We start from the raw sequence: 15277 nt of genomic DNA on the forward strand, positions 1-15277 counted from the left end.
GTCGCGGGGTCGTCAAGGTCGAGGGGAGTGCCGGTCTCGGGCGTCGTCTTGCTCACAGGAGCGAAGATACCTGCGCAGGCGGCACAATGGGCCGGGTGACGACGACACCAGATGCACCAGCAACGTCCGAGCAGAGCAGTGGAGTGGGCAGGTCCAGCACCCGGGAGGGGTCCCGCGTCGTCATCGTCGGGGGAGGACCGGGCGGCTACGAGGCGGCGCTCGTCGCGCGCCAGCTCGGTGCCGACGTCACCCTCGTCGAACGCCAGGGCCTCGGCGGATCTGCGGTACTGACTGACGTCGTCCCCTCCAAGACCCTCATCGCCACCGCCGAATGGATGACCCTCACCGAGAGCGCCGGCGAGCTCGGCATCCGGCCCCGCGCCGACGAGGAGATCTCCTACGATGCCGACTTCGGCACCGTCAACGCCCGTGTCATGGCGCTCGCGAACAAGCAGAGCACCGACATCCGCACCCGGCTGGAACGCGAAGGCGTCCGCGTGATCGATGGCACCGGGCGCCTGAACGGCCCGCACGAGGTGATCGCCACCACCAGGCACGGTCAGATGCAGCTTCCCGCCGACGTTGTCCTGCTCGCCACCGGCGCCAGGCCGCGTGAGCTGGCGACGGCGCAGCCCGACGGCGAGCGCATCCTCACCTGGACCCAGCTGTACCACCTGAACGAGATCCCGGAGCGACTCATCGTTGTCGGTTCCGGGGTGACCGGGGCAGAGTTCGCGGGAGCCTACAACGCTCTCGGTGCCGACGTGGTGCTGGTCTCCAGCCGCGACCGGGTCCTGCCCGGTGAGGATGCCGACGCCGCCGAGCTGATCGAAGAGGTTTTCAAGAGGCGAGGGATGGAGGTGCTCTCCAGATCCCGCGCGGCGTCCGCACGGCGGACCGAGGACGGGGTAGAGGTCGAGCTTGCCGACGGGCGGATCGTGACCGGCTCGCACTGCCTCATCGCCGTCGGCGGGGTTCCCAATACCGAGGATCTCGGACTGGCCGAGGCCGGGGTCGCAGTGAACGAGCGTGGCCACATCCAGGTCGACCGCGTCTCCCGCTCGACCGTCCGGGGTGTGTACGCGGCCGGCGACTGCACCGGCGTGCTGCCGCTTGCTTCGGTGGCTGCGATGCAGGGCCGGATCGCGATGTGGCACTCGCTCGGGGATGCGGTCTCACCGCTCGACCTCGGGCAGGTCTCAGCGAACATCTTCACCGCCCCGGAGATCGCCACCGTCGGGATCGCGCAGCACAAGATCGACTCCGGCGAGGTGGACGGGGCCGTCACCACGCTTCCCCTGGCGCGCAACCCCCGGGCGAAGATGCTCGGCATCAACGAGGGATTCGTGAAGCTGTTCTCCCGCCGGACCTCGGGCACCGTGATTGGTGGTGTGGTCGTCGCCCCACGCGCGAGTGAACTGATCTTCCCGATCACCTTGGCGATCTCGAACCGGCTCACCGTCGATCAGGTAGCCGGAGCGTTCACGGTCTACCCGTCGCTGTCCGGCTCGATCGCCGAGGCTGCGAGGACGTTGCACGACGCCCGCGGATAGCGGCCCCGGACCAGATCCGTGAAGGCGGCGAGTTCATGGGCGAGTTGAGCCGGCGACGGTGGCATGAGTGTCGAGAATCCGCTGTTCTGCGACACTCATGCCACCCTCGTGGCGTGCACCGGCCGGGGGTGCGGGTGGTTAGGCTCGGACCATGCCCGACACCCCCGCCGCACTGCCTGACCCGCGTGAGGTCGACCCGGTCACCCTCACCCGGGCGATCTGCGACATCCCGAGCGTCAGTGGGGACGAAGCGACGCTTGCCAACGCTGTCGAAGACCTGCTGCTGAGCGCCGACCATCTCGATGTCCACCGCGACGGTGACACGATCGTGGCGCGTACGCATCTGGGCCGCGACCGGCGCGTGGTGATCGCCGGACACCTGGACACCGTCCCCATCCAGGACAACCTCCCCACCCAGCTGCTCCACCGTGAGGGCGCGGAGATCCTCTGGGGCCGGGGAACTGTCGACATGAAAGGCGGTGTCGGCGTCGCACTGCACCTGGCTCTCACCCTGACCGAACCGGTGGTCGACGTCACCTGGGTGTTCTACGACAACGAAGAGGTCGAGGCCACCAAGAACGGCCTCGGCCGGGTGGTGCGCACCCACCCGGACTGGCTCACCGGCGACTTCGCCGTCCTCGGCGAGCCCACCGCCGGGGGCATCGAGGGCGGATGCAACGGCACCCTGCGCGTGGAGGTCCGCACCCGGGGCACCACCGCCCACTCGGCCCGCGCGTGGAAGGGGCACAACGCCGTCCACGATGCCCACGAGATCCTCGCCCGGCTCGCCGCCTACACGCCCGCTGAGGTCGAGGTGGACGGTCTGGTCTACCGGGAGGGGATGAACGCCGTCGGGATCCGTGGCGGCATCGCCACCAACATGATCCCGGACGAGTGCGTGGTGACCGTGAACTACCGGTTCGCCCCCTCGGCGACCGTGGCCGAGGCGTACCAGCACGTACGGGAGTTGTTCGACGGTTTCGAGATCGAACTCACCGACTCCTCCGCAGGTGCACGCCCCGGTCTGGACGCCCCGGCTGCACAGGACTTCCTCGCCGCCGTGACCGCCGTCACTGGGGGCGAGGCGGGCCCGAAATACGGCTGGACGGACGTGGCCCGGTTCACCGAGCTCGGGATCCCGGCCGTCAACTTCGGCCCCGGTGACCCCTCGCTTGCGCACGCTGACGACGAGCACGTCCCCACCGACCAGATCCGTACCTGCGCGGCCGCCCTGGCCGCCTGGTTGACCACGCCGGCCGGCGAGCCCTCCGGCGAGACGAAGGAGCGTTCATGACCACCGAGCCGCAGCACACCCGTACCGGTCAGTACTGGAAGGGGCCGGTCCAGCTGCGTGGCCGGCAGATCCCGGAGAAGACGACCGACGAGCGCCTCCTGGAACCCTCGCAGGGCACGGACTGGGTGCACTCGGACCCGTGGCGGGTGCTGCGCATCCAGGCCGAGTTCGTCGAAGGGTTCGGCGCGCTCGCCGAGCTCGGTCCCGCCGTGAGCGTCTTCGGGTCCGCCCGCACCAAGCCCGACGAGCCCGACTACGAGCTCGCACAGGACATCGCACGGCGAATCGTCGAGGCCGGATACGCCGTCATCACCGGCGGCGGCCCCGGGGTGATGGAAGCCGCGAACAAGGGCGCCTATGACGCCGAGGGCATCTCGGTCGGTCTGGGCATCGAGTTGCCGTTCGAGCAGGGAATGAACCGCTATGTGGACCTCGGCGTCAACTTCCGGTACTTCTTCGCTCGCAAGACCATGTTCGTGAAGTACTCCGAGGGTTTCATCGTGCTCCCGGGCGGGTTCGGCACCATGGACGAGTTGTTCGAATCTCTGACGCTCGTGCAGACCAAGAAGGTGAAGCGGTTCCCGATCGTGCTCGTGGGCACCGACTTCTGGGGCGGGCTGGTGGACTGGATCCGTGGCACCCTCGCCGAGCGAGGCACGATCTCCGAGCACGACCTCGACCTGCTCCATGTCACCGACGACCCCGCCGAAGCGGTGGACGTGGTCGTGCGCGCCAACCGTAGCCGGCGCCGTGAGGAGATGGCCGCCGCTGCCGAGGCGGCCGCTCGCGCCGGAGCCGGTGGGCCGGAGTAGCCCGTGTGGATCACCTGGGTCAGCTGGCTGCTGCTCGGTGTTTGCGCACTCGTCGCGGTGGTCGCGGCCGCCGTCTCCAGCGGGCGCTGGCCGGTCACGATGGGCGATCCCTACCCCGGTGACCGGGAGAATCCGGACCCGTTCGTGGACCATGTGATGGAGTCCCGCGTCACACCTGACATAGAATGGGTACCGAAGAGCTCCACACCAGGTCGCGCGGGGGATGACACGCCCGCGACCGGCGCGGGCGCATCACGCGAGGAAGAATAAGGGAGAACCCCCATGGCCGCCATGAAGCCCAGAACCGGTGACGGACCTCTCGAGGTCACCAAGGAGGGCCGTGGGATCATCATGCGCGTGCCGCTCGAAGGTGGTGGTCGCCTCGTGGTCGAGCTCAAGCCGAACGAGGCCGACGAGCTGAGCGCTGCACTCACCGCCGTCGCCGGCTGAGGATGCCTCACCCCCCAACAGCCACCACCGGACCATCTGCCCTCACCCGGCAGCAGCTGATCGACTGGGGCGATCAGGCCACACTGGCGTTCGCTGTCGCCCCTGAAGATCACGACGGCGGAGCTCAGCCGGGCGTGCGACTCGCCGAGGTGCCGGGGTATGGGACCGATCTGGCAGCCTGGGCTGCCGAGGCCGGTGCGAGCGGCGTGGCGGGTGAGTCCGTCACGGTCACGCTGCCGTCGATGCCCGTCTGGGACGGGCTGCCCCGGCGCCTGGTGTTCCTCGGCATCGGTGACGGATCGCCGCGGTCTGCTCGTCGGGCCGGTGCTGCACTTGCGCGCAGTACGCGGGGACGGGAGCACGTGGTTCTCGCCATCGGCGATCTGATGACGGGTGAAGCTCTGACGGCCGTCGTCGAAGGCGTGCAGCTTGGTGCTTACGTGCCGCCCTACGTCGGTAGCCGTGAGCAACCGGCACCGGTCGGCCAGGTCACGATCTGCTCTGCAGCGAGCAATGACGTTCCGCGTGCGGTGGACGACGGGTGCGTCGCCGCCGAGACCACACTCGTCAGCCGCCGGCTTGCAGCGGCACCCTCGAACATCAAGTCGCCGCAGTGGCTGGCCGATCAGGCTGTCGAGCTGGGCCGCGAGAACGGGCTGCGGGTGCACGTCCGGGACGAGCGCTGGCTGGCCGAGCACGGTCTCATCGGGATTCTCGCCGTCGGAGCCGGATCGGTGTCGCCGCCGCGGCTGGTCACCGTGGAGCACCCCGGATCCGGGACTGATCGTGCGCCGGTGGTCCTGGTGGGGAAGGGGATCACCTTTGACACCGGGGGACTCTCGCTGAAGCCACGCGAGGCGATGATCCCGATGAAGACTGATATGGCCGGTGCGGCCTCGGTTCTCGGTGCGGTGCTGGGTGCCGCCAGTTCCGGTCTGCCGGTCCGGGTGATCGGGGTGTTGCCGCTGGCCGAGAATGCGATCGGCGCCTCGTCCTACCGCCCCAGCGACGTGATCACCATGGTCGACGGCACCACCGTGGAGATCGGCAACACCGACGCCGAGGGACGTATGGTGCTCGCGGACGCGATGGCCTGGGCGCGCGCCGAGTATCAGCCGTCCACTCTCGTGGACGTGGCGACACTGACCGGGGCCGCGAGCCTCGGCCTCGGCAAGCGCCACGCCGCCCTGTACGCGACCGACGACGCTCTCCGGCAGGAACTGGAAGCAGCGGCTGTGCGCTCGGGAGAACAGGTGTGGGCCATGCCCTTGGTGGAGGAGTACCGCAGCGCTCTGGAGTCGAGCGTCGCCGACCTCTCCCACATTGCCACCGACCCGAAGGTCGGTGGCGGCTCGATCACAGCCGCCCTGTTCCTGCAGCATTTCGCCGGAGACCAGCCGTGGGCGCACCTGGACATTGCAGGGCCGGCCAGAGCAGCCGCGAATGAGCACGAGGTCAGTCAGGGTGCCACCGGGTTTGGAGCGCGGTTGCTGCTGCGCTGGCTGCAGGCGTTGGACTGGTAGGTCGCCTCACGTCCTGCCGGGCAGCGCCACGTCTTTTCACCGAGGCCGGCTGCTCAGGGCCGGCTGCTCAGGGCCGGCTGCTTCGGGTCGGCTGTTCAGTGCTCGCCGTTCAGTGCTCGGCGGCGACCGGTGCGTCCGACTCCTCGGGCTTGGTGATGAAGAAGGCCAGCACCACGGCGACCGCGGCGATGCATCCGGCGATGAAGAACGCGTTCTGGGCACCGGGTGCGCCGGCTTCGGCCACGGACAGCCCCTCGGCCTGCCCTGCGTGCAGTGCGGTGGAGTAGACCGAGATCAGCAGCGCGGTCCCCGCCGCTCCAGCGACCTGCTGCAACGTGTTCAGCGCCGCGGAGCCGTGCGAGTAGAGCGAGCGTTCGAGCGAGCCCAGAGAAGCAGAGAACAGGGGAGTGAACGAACCGGCCAGGCCCAGCGACATGGCGATCTGCGTACACACCAGCAACGCCACCGGCGTCTGCAGGTCAGCGCTCGAGTACACGAACATCGCGGCCGTGATCAGGATCGTTCCGGGTACCAGCAAGGTGCGGGGACCACGCGCGTCGTAGATGCGCCCCATGAGGGGGCCGAGCAGTCCCATGATGACCGAACCCGGCAGGAGCACCAGACCCGACTGGGTCGCGCCCAGCCCGACCACATTCTGCAGATATTGCGGAAGTAGCGAGAACGTGCCGAACATCGACAGCGCCACGATCGACATGATGATGACCGCGATGACGTAGTTGCGTGAGGTGAATACCCGCAGGTCGAGCAGTGCGGCACTGCGGCGCTGCAGAGCGAGTTGGCGCCAGACGAAGATGCCGAGGAACACCACGCCCGCGGCGACGGCGGACCAGGGGAGGGCGTCGCCGCCGTTCGATGCACCGCCCGTCTCACCACCGTGCCCACCACCGAGTTGGCTCAGGCCGTACACGATGCCTCCGAAGGCGAGAGCGGAGAGCACGATGGAGACCACGTCGATCGGGGCTCGGTTGGTGACCCCGAGGTTGGTGAGCCAGCGCGCACCCAGCGTCATCGCGACCAGTGCGATGGGCAGAACGATCCCGAACAGCCATCGCCACCCGAGGCTGTCGAGCACGACACCTGAGAGTGTTGGTCCGATCGCCGGGGCCAGCGCGATGACCATCCCGACACGTCCCATCATGCGGCCGCGGGACTGTGCAGGCACCACGTTCATGATGGTCGTCATCAGGAGCGGCAGCATGATGCCGGTACCGGCAGCCTGGACCACCCGGCCGGCGAGAAGGGTGATGAAACCCGGTGCGACGAGGCAGATCGTGGTCCCCAGCACGAACGACGTGATCGCTGCCAGGAAGATCTGTCTCGTGGTGAACCGCTGGATCAGGAATCCGGTCGTCGGGATCACCACGGCCATCGTCAGCATGAAGGCGCTCGTGAGCCACTGACCCTGCTCTGGCGGGATGCCGAGACTCCGGTTCAGCTCCGGGATGGCGATGGCCATCGTGGTCTCGTTGAGGATGGCCACGAACGCTGCCGCCAACAGCAGCCAGATCACCTTCATGCCTGCGGGGTCGATCTCCTCAGCCCGGCTCGGCTGGGCAGGCACAGTTGTTATATCAGCATTCACAGGATGGCTCCGCAGCAGAAGAGGGACCGAGGCAGGCGGCACAGGGGGACTGCGGCGGTGAAAGGCCCCCGCAGGCAGTCAGTTCATCCTAACGAGGGCATGCACGTGAATATTTCGAGCCGGGTGGTCCTGGGCCCATCCCCGAGCGTGTGAGAGGTTCCGCCAGCAGGTTTCGACTGGCGGAACCGCCTAGCGCAGTACCGCTACGAGCAGCCCGTCACCCACCGGCAGCAGGCTCGGCAGGAGACGCTCGTCCTCGCGGATCCGGCGCCCGAGCTCGCGCATCGCGACAGTCTGTTCGTCGCGCCGGGCCGGGTCGGCCACCCGGTCGTGCCACAGTGCGTCCGTGACGGCGAGGATCCCGCCGGTGCGCAGCATCCGGATCGCCTGATCGGCGTCGTCGGATGCCTCGGCGGGGTCGCCGTCGATCACGACCATGTCATAGGCAGAGTCCGCCAGCCGGGGAAGGACGTCGAGGGCCCGGCCGGAGATGGTGCGCGTGCGCGTGGAGCGCACCTGCGCGGTAGCGAACGCCTCCTTCGCGGCGCGTTGGTGCTCCACCTCGACGTCGATCGTGGTCAGCACGCCGTCGGCCGCCATACCCTCGAGCAGCCACAGGCCCGAGACCCCGGTCCCGGTTCCAACCTCGGCCACCGCATGCGCCTTCGCCGCCGCCGCGAGCATGCGCAGCGCCGCACCGGTCCCTGGCGAGACGGGCGTGACGCCCAACTCCTCGGCACGCCCGCGGGCGGCCTGGATCGGTTCGGCCTCGACGAGGAAGTCCTCGGTGTAGGCCCAACTCTGGGCCTTGTCGGCAGCGATGGTGGGCCTCCAGGGTGTGCGGCGAGAGCAGCGGACGGGTGTCCCGATGGTAGCGCCGAGGAGCCGTACGGGCCGGGAGGCGCCCAGTACGGGCCTGAACAAGGGTCCCGGAGGGCAGCTCAGGTAGGGAACCGGGCGCATGACAGGGGAGTCGGGGCCGCCTGGCGTTCTCAGGAAGTTCCCAGGTTGCCAACGTACGATGGGTACCGTCATGGACACCACATCGCCGCTGCCCACCGCCGACCACCTGGCCTCAGACGCCGGGCGCGCCGACGGGCTCTGGCAGCCGCCCACCTGGGAGCAGATCGTCCGCGACAACTCCGACCGGGTGTTCCGGCTGGCGTACCGCCTGACCGGCAATCGCGCTGACGCCGAAGACCTCACGCAGGAAGTGTTCGTGCGGGTGTTCCGGTCGCTGAACTCCTACTCGCCCGGCACGTTCGAGGGATGGTTGCACCGCATCACCACGAACCTGTTCCTCGATGGGCAGCGCCGGAAGAAGCGGATCAGGTTCGATGCGCTGGGACCGGCCGCCGAACGTGTGCCGGCCTCCGGCGAGTCCGGGTCTCCGGAGCGACGATTCGAGCACGATCACCTCGACTCCGACATCCAAGCCGCACTGGACGGGATGAAGCCGCAATACCGGGCAGCTGTCGTGCTCTGTGACATCGAGGGCCTCTCCTACGAGGAGATCGCCGCCGTCCTGGATGTCTCGATGGGAACGGTCCGGTCGCGGATCCACCGCGGTCGGGCCCAGTTGCGCAAGGCGCTGGCTCACCGAGCCCCGAGTCCGCGTGCCGGCGAATCTGCGCCCGTGCTCCGCCCGGAGGGCGCCCTGTGAGCCATCTGGGTCCCCTCGTCTCACCCTTCGTCGACGGTCAGCTCACGCCCACCAGAGCGGCGCGTGCACAGCAGCACCTGTCCGACTGCGCGGCGTGCCGTGCCCAGGTGGAGGCGGAGCGCACTTGCCGGGACACAGCACGGTCCGCTCAGGCCATCCCGGCCAGCCCCGATCTGACCGAACGTCTGCTGGCTCTGAGCATCCCGGGCAGCACCTCCGGCCGGTTCGCCGGTCCCGGTGAGGTGGAACGTGCGGTACGCAGCACCCGGCTGCGGGTGCTCTCCGGCGCCGTCGCCTCGGTGGGGGTCTTCGTCGTGGCGCTGTTCGTCCTCGGTGGTCAGCAGCGTTCGGTCGATGACCTGACGGCGATGGTTCCTCAACTCAAGGATCCAGCGGTGCTCGCCGGAAGCCAAGTCTCCAGTGCCGTGGGGTCCTCCGGCGCCGCCGGGATCTCTGCTCCAGGCCGTGAGCAGCTCTCCGGGACCGTCTTGGACTGGATGGCGGCGGCCGGCTGGTCCGCCCCGGATCGGCTCCCAACCGGGATGCGGGTGGAGAACATCGCAGTGTTCGATGATCCCGATGCCGGAGCCCCCGTTCTGCAACTCGACATCGCCGGTGACGCAGGTGTGGTCCATGTGACAGAGCAGCACGGAGTGCTCGACCCAGCCATGACCGCAGCCCTGGAACCGGTGATCATCGGTGGTCACGAGGTGTTCCACGTCGCAGGCGACTGGTGGGTTGCGCAGTGCGGCGGATCGGTAGTCGCGGTCTCCTCGGGCGAGGACCCGACCGCGGCTCACGCGCTCATCGCCGAGTTGGGCGACGGTGAGTCCCCGGGTGTGGTGGATCGTCTCACCAACGGTCTGCAGGTTCTGCTGGCCGGATCGTGACCTGGCACCCACCCGAGCCGCCGCGCGGATCCACCACATCGGTGGGTTCGCCAGACACGGCTGCCTTCACCCCGGAGCTACCAGCAGCACCTGCCGCACCGGGTGTCTCGTCGCGGTCAGAGGCGTTCAGCACTGTCCCCGCTCGCCGTCGGCGTGGCGTGCCCGGAGGGATGGTCGCACTGCTGATGCTCCTGAGCCTGCTCATCGGACTGATCGCCGGGGCCATCGGGGGCGCCAGGCTGATGACGCCACCCGACGCGAGCCTGCCTGACCCGAGCGGATCGTCGGCGCCCCCGGACCGGGAGCTCACGGAGGGATCGGTCGCCGCGATCGCAGCGGACGTGCTACCCAGTACCGTCTACATCCGTACCCGTACCGGGGGTGCCGGTGGCTCGGGCAGCGGATTCGTGCTGCGTGAGGACGGCTACATCGTGACCAACTATCATGTGATCACCACTGCCGAGCAGGTGACCGTGGTGCTCTCCGACGGTAACCAGGTGGAGGCCGATGTCGTCGGTTCGACCGTGGACTACGACCTCGCTGTCCTGCATGTGGACGTCGATGGCCTGGAGCCGCTGGTGCTCGGTGACTCCGATGCCCTGCGGGTCGGTGACCCAGTGGTGGCGATCGGTGCACCACTCGGTCTGGAAGGCACAGTGACCGCGGGGATCGTCAGCGCGCTGAACCGGCCGGTCAGCGTGCCGGGCGAGGAAGGCGCCTCCTTCCTCAACGCCATCCAGACCGACGCCGCGATCAACCCTGGCAACTCCGGCGGCCCGCTCGTCAACGCCGCTGGGGAGGTGATCGGAGTGAATTCCGCGATCGCCTCGACAGCCAGCTCACCCACGGCCGCCGGCAGTGTCGGCCTGGGCTTTGCCATCCCCAGCACGCAGGTGCGCCGGACGGCCGAGCAACTCATCGAGTCCGGTACCGCGACGTACCCCATCATCGGGGCCACCTTGGACGGCCAATACCAGGGCGAGGGGGTGCAGGTCCTGCCGGAGGGCTCCGACGCCGATCTTCCGCCGCTGGTGCCGGGCGGTCCCGCAGAGCAAGCTGGGCTGGAACCCGGTGACGTGATCGTCGCCATCGACTCCGAGCCGGTGACCTCTGCCGATGAGCTGATCGTGAAGATCCGGGCACACGCTCCCGGTGACGTGGTCACGTTGACTGTCCGTGAGGACGGTTCCGACCGTGACGTGGAGGTCACCCTCGGGGAGCAGGAGAGCGAGTGATTCATCGCGCATGCACCGGGCACAGGTTCGCTGAGGCTAGGCTGCTCCTGTGCAGATGAACGTCGAGGAGCTCCTGATCATCGCAGTGGTTGCGGTGATCCTGATCGGTCCTCAGCATCTGCCCAAGTACGCCGAACAGCTCGCACGGCTGGTGCGTACGCTGCGTGACATGGCGCGGGGAGCCACCGAGTCGATCCGTGAGGAGCTCGGACCGGACGCCGACCTGGACTTCAGCAAGCTCGACCCACGCCAGTACGACCCGCGGCGGATCGTCCGGGATGCGCTGCTGGATGAGGTGAATCCCAACGGGTCCCGGACCAAGCCCAGCGGAACGGGAACCCGGAACCGGTCGGCGTCCAACGCCGGTCGAGCGGCCAGTGGCGCAGCCGCGGCGACGTCGACGGCCACTCGCACGAAGGACGAGACCGACGACGCGACAGATCCCATTGACGACGGTCAGGCGACCACGGCATCCGATGCAGCCGCCGAGAACGATGCCGGTACCGACGCGGTCGTCGAGAATCCACTCGCCAACGGTGCCCCATTCGACGACGAGGCAACCTGAGCCGAGCCGACGGTCGGCCTGGTTGATCTGAGTCTCAGCCCACGGGTGAGATCGCGAGCTTGCGCCCGGCGAGGCCGCGCTGGCGAGTCCCGAGCGTGCGGGCCACGTCACGCAGCACGATCGCGGCCTCCGAGTCGTCGTCAGAGGTGACCAGCGGGGCTCCCGAATCCCCGCCCTCACGCAGTGCCACCTCCAGCGGCACCTGCCCCAGGAGGGGAACCTCGGCGCCGAGGGTCTCCGAGAGCTGGTCGGCGACCCGCTGGCCCCCACCGGCGCCGAAGACCTCCAAGCGGGAACCGTCCTGCTGCACCATCCAGGACATGTTCTCGATCACTCCGGCCACTCGCTGCTTGGTGGCCTGCGCCATCGAACCCGCCCGCTCGGCCACCTCCGCGGCGGCGAGCTGTGGTGTGGTGACGACCAGCAGCTCAGCGTCCGGCAGCAACTGCGCCACCGAGATGGCGATGTCGCCTGTGCCCGGGGGCAGATCGAGCAGCAGCACGTCCAGGTCGCCCCAGAACACGTCCGCCAGGAACTGCTGCAACGCCCGGTGCAGCATGGGGCCACGCCAGACGACGGCGCGACCGGGCTCGGTGAACATCCCGATCGAGATGACCTTCACGTCTCCGGCCACCGGCGGGAGGATCATGTCGTCCACCTTGGTGGGCGGCAGCTCCACCCCGAGCATCCGGGGCAGGGAGAAGCCGTACACATCCGCGTCCAGCACGCCCACCTTGAGACCGTCGGCGGCCATCGCAGCGGCAAGGTTCGCCGTCACGGTGGACTTGCCGACCCCGCCCTTGCCGGAGGCCACGGCGTAGACCTTGGTGAGGTTGTCCGGCTGTGAGAAGGGGATCACCGGCTCGGCCATCCCGCCACGGAGCTTGGTGCGCAGGGCAGTGCGTTCGTCGTCCGTCATGACGGTCATGCTCACCTCGGTGCGCGTGACACCCTCGACGGCGTTGGACGCGTTGGTGACGTCCCGCGTGATGGTCTCGCGCAGTGGGCAGCCGGACGTCGTCAGGGCGATCGTGACCTGAACCGCCGCACCCGCATCGCCCTCCTCGAGCACGACGACGTCGCGCACCATGTCGAGGTCGGTGATCGGCCGCCGGATCTCCGGGTCGAGCACCGAGGTCATGGCTTCGCGGACGCGTGCGATGAGCGCTTCAGACATGTCTCGAGTCTACGTCCGCGACTCGCTGCCGCCGTCCGCGGGTGTGGTCCCGGATACACCGTGGGACGTGGTCTCGCCCGGGGGTTGCTTGCCTGAGCCCGCCGGCTGCTCGTCCAGGGCGGGGACCTCTCGCTCGGCCTGCAGCTCCTCCAGCAGGCTGCGCAGTTCGCTGCGCACGAAGTCGCGGGTGGCGACGTCGTTCAGTGCCAACCGGAGAGAGGCCATCTCCCGCGCCAGGAACTCGGTGTCGGCGAGATTGCGTTCGGCCCGCTGCCGGTCCTGCTCGGCCGTGACCCTGTCGCGGTCGGTCTGCCGGTCCTGTGCCAGCAGGATCAGCGGTGCCGCGTAGGACGCCTGGAGCGAGAGCATCAGGGTGAGGAGGGTGAAGTTCAGCGCCCGTGGGTCGAACTGGAGCGACTCCGGTGCCAGCGAGTTCCATGCCAGCCACGTTCCGCAGAACAGCGTCATGTACAGCAGGAACCGCGGTGTTCCCATGAATGTGGCGATCGCCTCAGCGGCCTTGCCGAACGCGTCCTTGTTCCTGCGGCGGGGGAACAGGCGGCGCCGGTTCGTCCGTGGCGTGTCGAGACGATCAGACACCGTTGCCCCCCATCGCCGCGTCGGTCACCTCGTCGTCGGCCTCCCGCCAGTCCTCAGGGAGCAGGTGGTCGAGCACATCGTCAACGCTGACGGCGCCGAGCAGCCGGCGCTGTTCGTCCACCACGGGCAGTGCTGTCAGGTTGTAGGTGGCCAGCAGCCGCGTGATCCGGCCGATCGGCGCTTGCGGGCCGACGGCTTCGATGTCCTTGTCCAGCAGGCCACCGATCGCCTCGTGCGGCGGCTCACGCAGCATCCGTTGCAGATGGATCACGCCGAGCAGCTTCCCGGTCGGGGTCTCCTGCGGCGGGCGGGTGACGAAGATCATCGCCGCCAGGGCGGGGGTGACGTCCTGGCGGCGCGCGTGTGCCAGAGCCGTTGCCACCGACGCTTCGGGTCCGAGCATCACCGGTTCGGTCGTCATCAGACCACCGGCGGTGTTGTCGTCGTAGACCAGCAGCCGGCGCACGTCCTCGGCCTCGTCCGGCTCCATCAGATCCAGCAGTTCACTCGCCTTGTGCGTCGGGAGTTCGGCGATCAGGTCAGCCGCATCATCGGGCTGCATCTCGTCGAGCACCTGTGCTGCGCGCTGAGCGGCAAGGGCGGAGAGGATAGCCACCCGGTCGTCGTCACCGAGCTCTTCGAGGACATCGGCCAGCCGTTCGTCAGGCAACGCCGATGCCACCTCGATGCGTCGTCGTTCGGGCAGGTCGTGCACCACATCCGCGAGATCAGCGGGTTTGAGATCGTCCATCGTCGCGAGCAGGGCCGTCGCGCCCTGCTGCGCCGCTGAGGGCGCCAGCCCCGTGATGTCGTTGACGTCGATCACCGACGTGTGCCCACGCCCGAAGAAGCGGCGACCAGTGCCGGGCCGTTCGTCCCGGACGAACAGCTTGGTCACCAGCCAGTCGCGGTTGCGCTGCTGCTCCAAGCCGACGTCCTGAATGGTGACCTCCCCACTGCCGTCCCGCAGCGAGACCACGCGGTCGAGCAGCTGCCCCATCACGAGGGTCTCGGCCGCACGCCGCTGGAACCGGCGCAGGTTCAGCAGCCCGTTCGTGATGACGGCGCCCGGATCGATCGCCGTCACCCGGGAGAGCGGAAGGAACACCCGGCGTTTACCGGGGACCTCCACGACGAGCCCGACGGCGCGGGGTGCTTGGCGTACCCGCAGCAGCACCACCACATCGTGCACCCGGCCCACACGGTCCCCGAGGGGGTCGAAGACGCCGATCCCGGCGAGCCGGGCGACGAAGATCCGCGTGGTGGTCGTGCTCACAGTGGTCAGCCTATGTCAGCGGGGCCCCGCATGGGCAGATGGGCGAGGCGCGTGAACGCTGGAGTTTGACCCGACGGTGACGTTATGGATGACACGGCCGTTACTGGTGGGGGACAATTGCCCCATGCCAGCTATGAATCCGACCGACCCGCGGGCCGGGATGCAGCCGCGCGGTGAAGAGATCGCCACCTACGACAGCTACCTCGAGGCCCAGCGTGCGGTCGACTTCCTCGCGGACCGCGAGTTCCAGGTGAGTGCCGTGACCATCGTCGGCACCGACCTGAAGATGGTGGAGCGGATCACGGGCCGGCGCACCTACCCGAACGTCGCGCTGCGGGGCGCGGCTTCTGGTGCCTACTTCGGTTTCTTCATCGGCATCCTGCTGTATCTCTTCGGTGGGGACCTTGTGACGGCGCTGCTTCCGGCGCTGTTGCTCGGCGCCGGGGCGGGGATGCTGTTCGCCGTGATTGCCTATGCGATGTCCGGCGGCAAGCGTGACTTCACCTCCACCTCTCAGGTGGTGGCAGGATCCTTCGCGATCCTGTGCCTCGCAGAGAAGGCGTCCGCGGCCCGCGAGCTGCTCGGAACGCTGGCGCAGGAGCGTGGCGCCGAGCCGCCCTCCTTCGGCAGCTGACG

General features: G+C 68.7%; 16 protein-coding genes. 11 read left to right on the forward strand and 5 right to left on the reverse strand.

What is annotated here, in order from left to right; genetic code table 11:
- The first annotated feature begins 86 nt into the window (after positions 1 to 86).
- From IM660_RS05650 to IM660_RS05675, 6 genes are all read left to right on the forward strand, one after another.
- On the forward strand, positions 87 to 1553 hold the full coding sequence (locus IM660_RS05650; protein WP_193498412.1) for an NAD(P)H-quinone dehydrogenase: 1467 nt from the start codon (positions 87 to 89) through the stop codon (positions 1551 to 1553).
- A gap of 151 nt (positions 1554 to 1704) precedes the next feature.
- Complete coding sequence (gene dapE, locus IM660_RS05655; protein WP_193498413.1) at positions 1705 to 2847, forward strand: succinyl-diaminopimelate desuccinylase; 1143 nt, start codon at positions 1705 to 1707, stop codon at positions 2845 to 2847.
- Positions 2844 to 3659, forward strand: coding sequence for an LOG family protein (locus IM660_RS05660; protein WP_193498414.1), 816 nt, complete (start codon positions 2844 to 2846; stop codon positions 3657 to 3659). The genes dapE and IM660_RS05660 overlap by 4 nt, the downstream gene beginning before the upstream one ends.
- Before the next feature lie 3 nt (positions 3660 to 3662).
- On the forward strand, positions 3663 to 3929 hold the full coding sequence (locus IM660_RS05665; protein WP_193498415.1) for a hypothetical protein: 267 nt from the start codon (positions 3663 to 3665) through the stop codon (positions 3927 to 3929).
- Positions 3930 to 3941: 12 nt separating this feature from the next.
- The gene (locus IM660_RS05670; RefSeq protein ID WP_193498416.1) at positions 3942 to 4109 is read left to right on the forward strand and encodes a DUF3117 domain-containing protein; all 168 of its coding nucleotides are present in this window, start codon (positions 3942 to 3944) and stop codon (positions 4107 to 4109) included.
- A 2-nt stretch (positions 4110 to 4111) separates the two neighbouring features.
- Positions 4112 to 5632 carry a leucyl aminopeptidase family protein gene (locus IM660_RS05675; RefSeq protein ID WP_193498417.1) on the forward strand — a complete coding sequence of 507 codons (1521 nt, stop codon included), beginning with the start codon at positions 4112 to 4114 and terminating at the stop codon, positions 5630 to 5632.
- A gap of 109 nt (positions 5633 to 5741) precedes the next feature.
- On the opposite strand, the gene IM660_RS05680 is transcribed toward IM660_RS05675, so the two are convergent.
- Both IM660_RS05680 and IM660_RS05685 read right to left on the reverse strand, forming a co-directional pair.
- Positions 5742 to 7169 carry an MDR family MFS transporter gene (locus IM660_RS05680; protein ID WP_193499241.1) on the reverse strand — a complete coding sequence of 476 codons (1428 nt, stop codon included), beginning with the start codon at positions 7167 to 7169 and terminating at the stop codon, positions 5742 to 5744.
- Between the two features lie 255 nt (positions 7170 to 7424).
- Entirely contained in the window at positions 7425 to 8270 is an 846-nt protein-coding gene (locus IM660_RS05685) for an O-methyltransferase (protein WP_425503859.1), read from the reverse strand.
- On the opposite strand from IM660_RS05685, the gene sigE reads away from it, so the two are divergent.
- The 4 genes from sigE to IM660_RS05705 are packed head-to-tail and all read left to right on the forward strand — an operon-like array spanning position 8269 to position 11588.
- A complete protein-coding gene (sigE, locus tag IM660_RS05690; RefSeq protein WP_210769083.1) occupies positions 8269 to 8898 on the forward strand; it encodes an RNA polymerase sigma factor SigE in 630 nt (209 codons plus the stop codon). The genes IM660_RS05685 and sigE overlap by 2 nt on opposite strands.
- Positions 8895 to 9788, forward strand: coding sequence for an anti-sigma factor family protein (locus IM660_RS05695; RefSeq protein ID WP_193498419.1), 894 nt, complete (start codon positions 8895 to 8897; stop codon positions 9786 to 9788). The genes sigE and IM660_RS05695 overlap by 4 nt, the downstream gene beginning before the upstream one ends.
- 41 nt (positions 9789 to 9829) lie before the next feature.
- Positions 9830 to 11023, forward strand: a complete 1194-nt coding sequence (locus tag IM660_RS05700) for a S1C family serine protease (RefSeq protein ID WP_246465162.1) — start codon at positions 9830 to 9832, stop codon at positions 11021 to 11023.
- Positions 11024 to 11078: 55 nt separating this feature from the next.
- Positions 11079 to 11588: a twin-arginine translocase TatA/TatE family subunit gene (locus tag IM660_RS05705; RefSeq protein ID WP_193499244.1), complete on the forward strand. Its 510-nt coding sequence runs from the start codon at positions 11079 to 11081 to the stop codon at positions 11586 to 11588.
- A 34-nt stretch (positions 11589 to 11622) separates the two neighbouring features.
- Here IM660_RS05705 and IM660_RS05710 read toward each other — a convergent pair whose 3' ends face one another.
- The 3 genes from IM660_RS05710 to IM660_RS05720 are packed head-to-tail and all read right to left on the reverse strand — an operon-like array spanning position 11623 to position 14641.
- A complete protein-coding gene (locus IM660_RS05710; RefSeq protein ID WP_193498420.1) occupies positions 11623 to 12765 on the reverse strand; it encodes an Mrp/NBP35 family ATP-binding protein in 1143 nt (380 codons plus the stop codon).
- 9 nt (positions 12766 to 12774) lie between these two features.
- Complete coding sequence (locus IM660_RS05715; RefSeq protein WP_193498421.1) at positions 12775 to 13365, reverse strand: DUF1003 domain-containing protein; 591 nt, start codon at positions 13363 to 13365, stop codon at positions 12775 to 12777.
- Positions 13358 to 14641, reverse strand: coding sequence for a magnesium transporter MgtE N-terminal domain-containing protein (locus IM660_RS05720; protein ID WP_193498422.1), 1284 nt, complete (start codon positions 14639 to 14641; stop codon positions 13358 to 13360). The genes IM660_RS05715 and IM660_RS05720 overlap by 8 nt, the downstream gene beginning before the upstream one ends.
- A 124-nt stretch (positions 14642 to 14765) precedes the next feature.
- On the opposite strand from IM660_RS05720, the gene IM660_RS05725 reads away from it, so the two are divergent.
- The gene (locus tag IM660_RS05725) at positions 14766 to 15275 is read left to right on the forward strand and encodes a YflT domain-containing protein (protein WP_193498423.1); all 510 of its coding nucleotides are present in this window, start codon (positions 14766 to 14768) and stop codon (positions 15273 to 15275) included.
- The last annotated feature ends 2 nt before the right edge of the window (positions 15276 to 15277 follow it).

It is taken from the genome of Ruania alkalisoli (assembly GCF_014960965.1).
Classification (GTDB): Bacteria; Actinomycetota; Actinomycetes; order Actinomycetales; family Beutenbergiaceae; genus Ruania; species Ruania alkalisoli.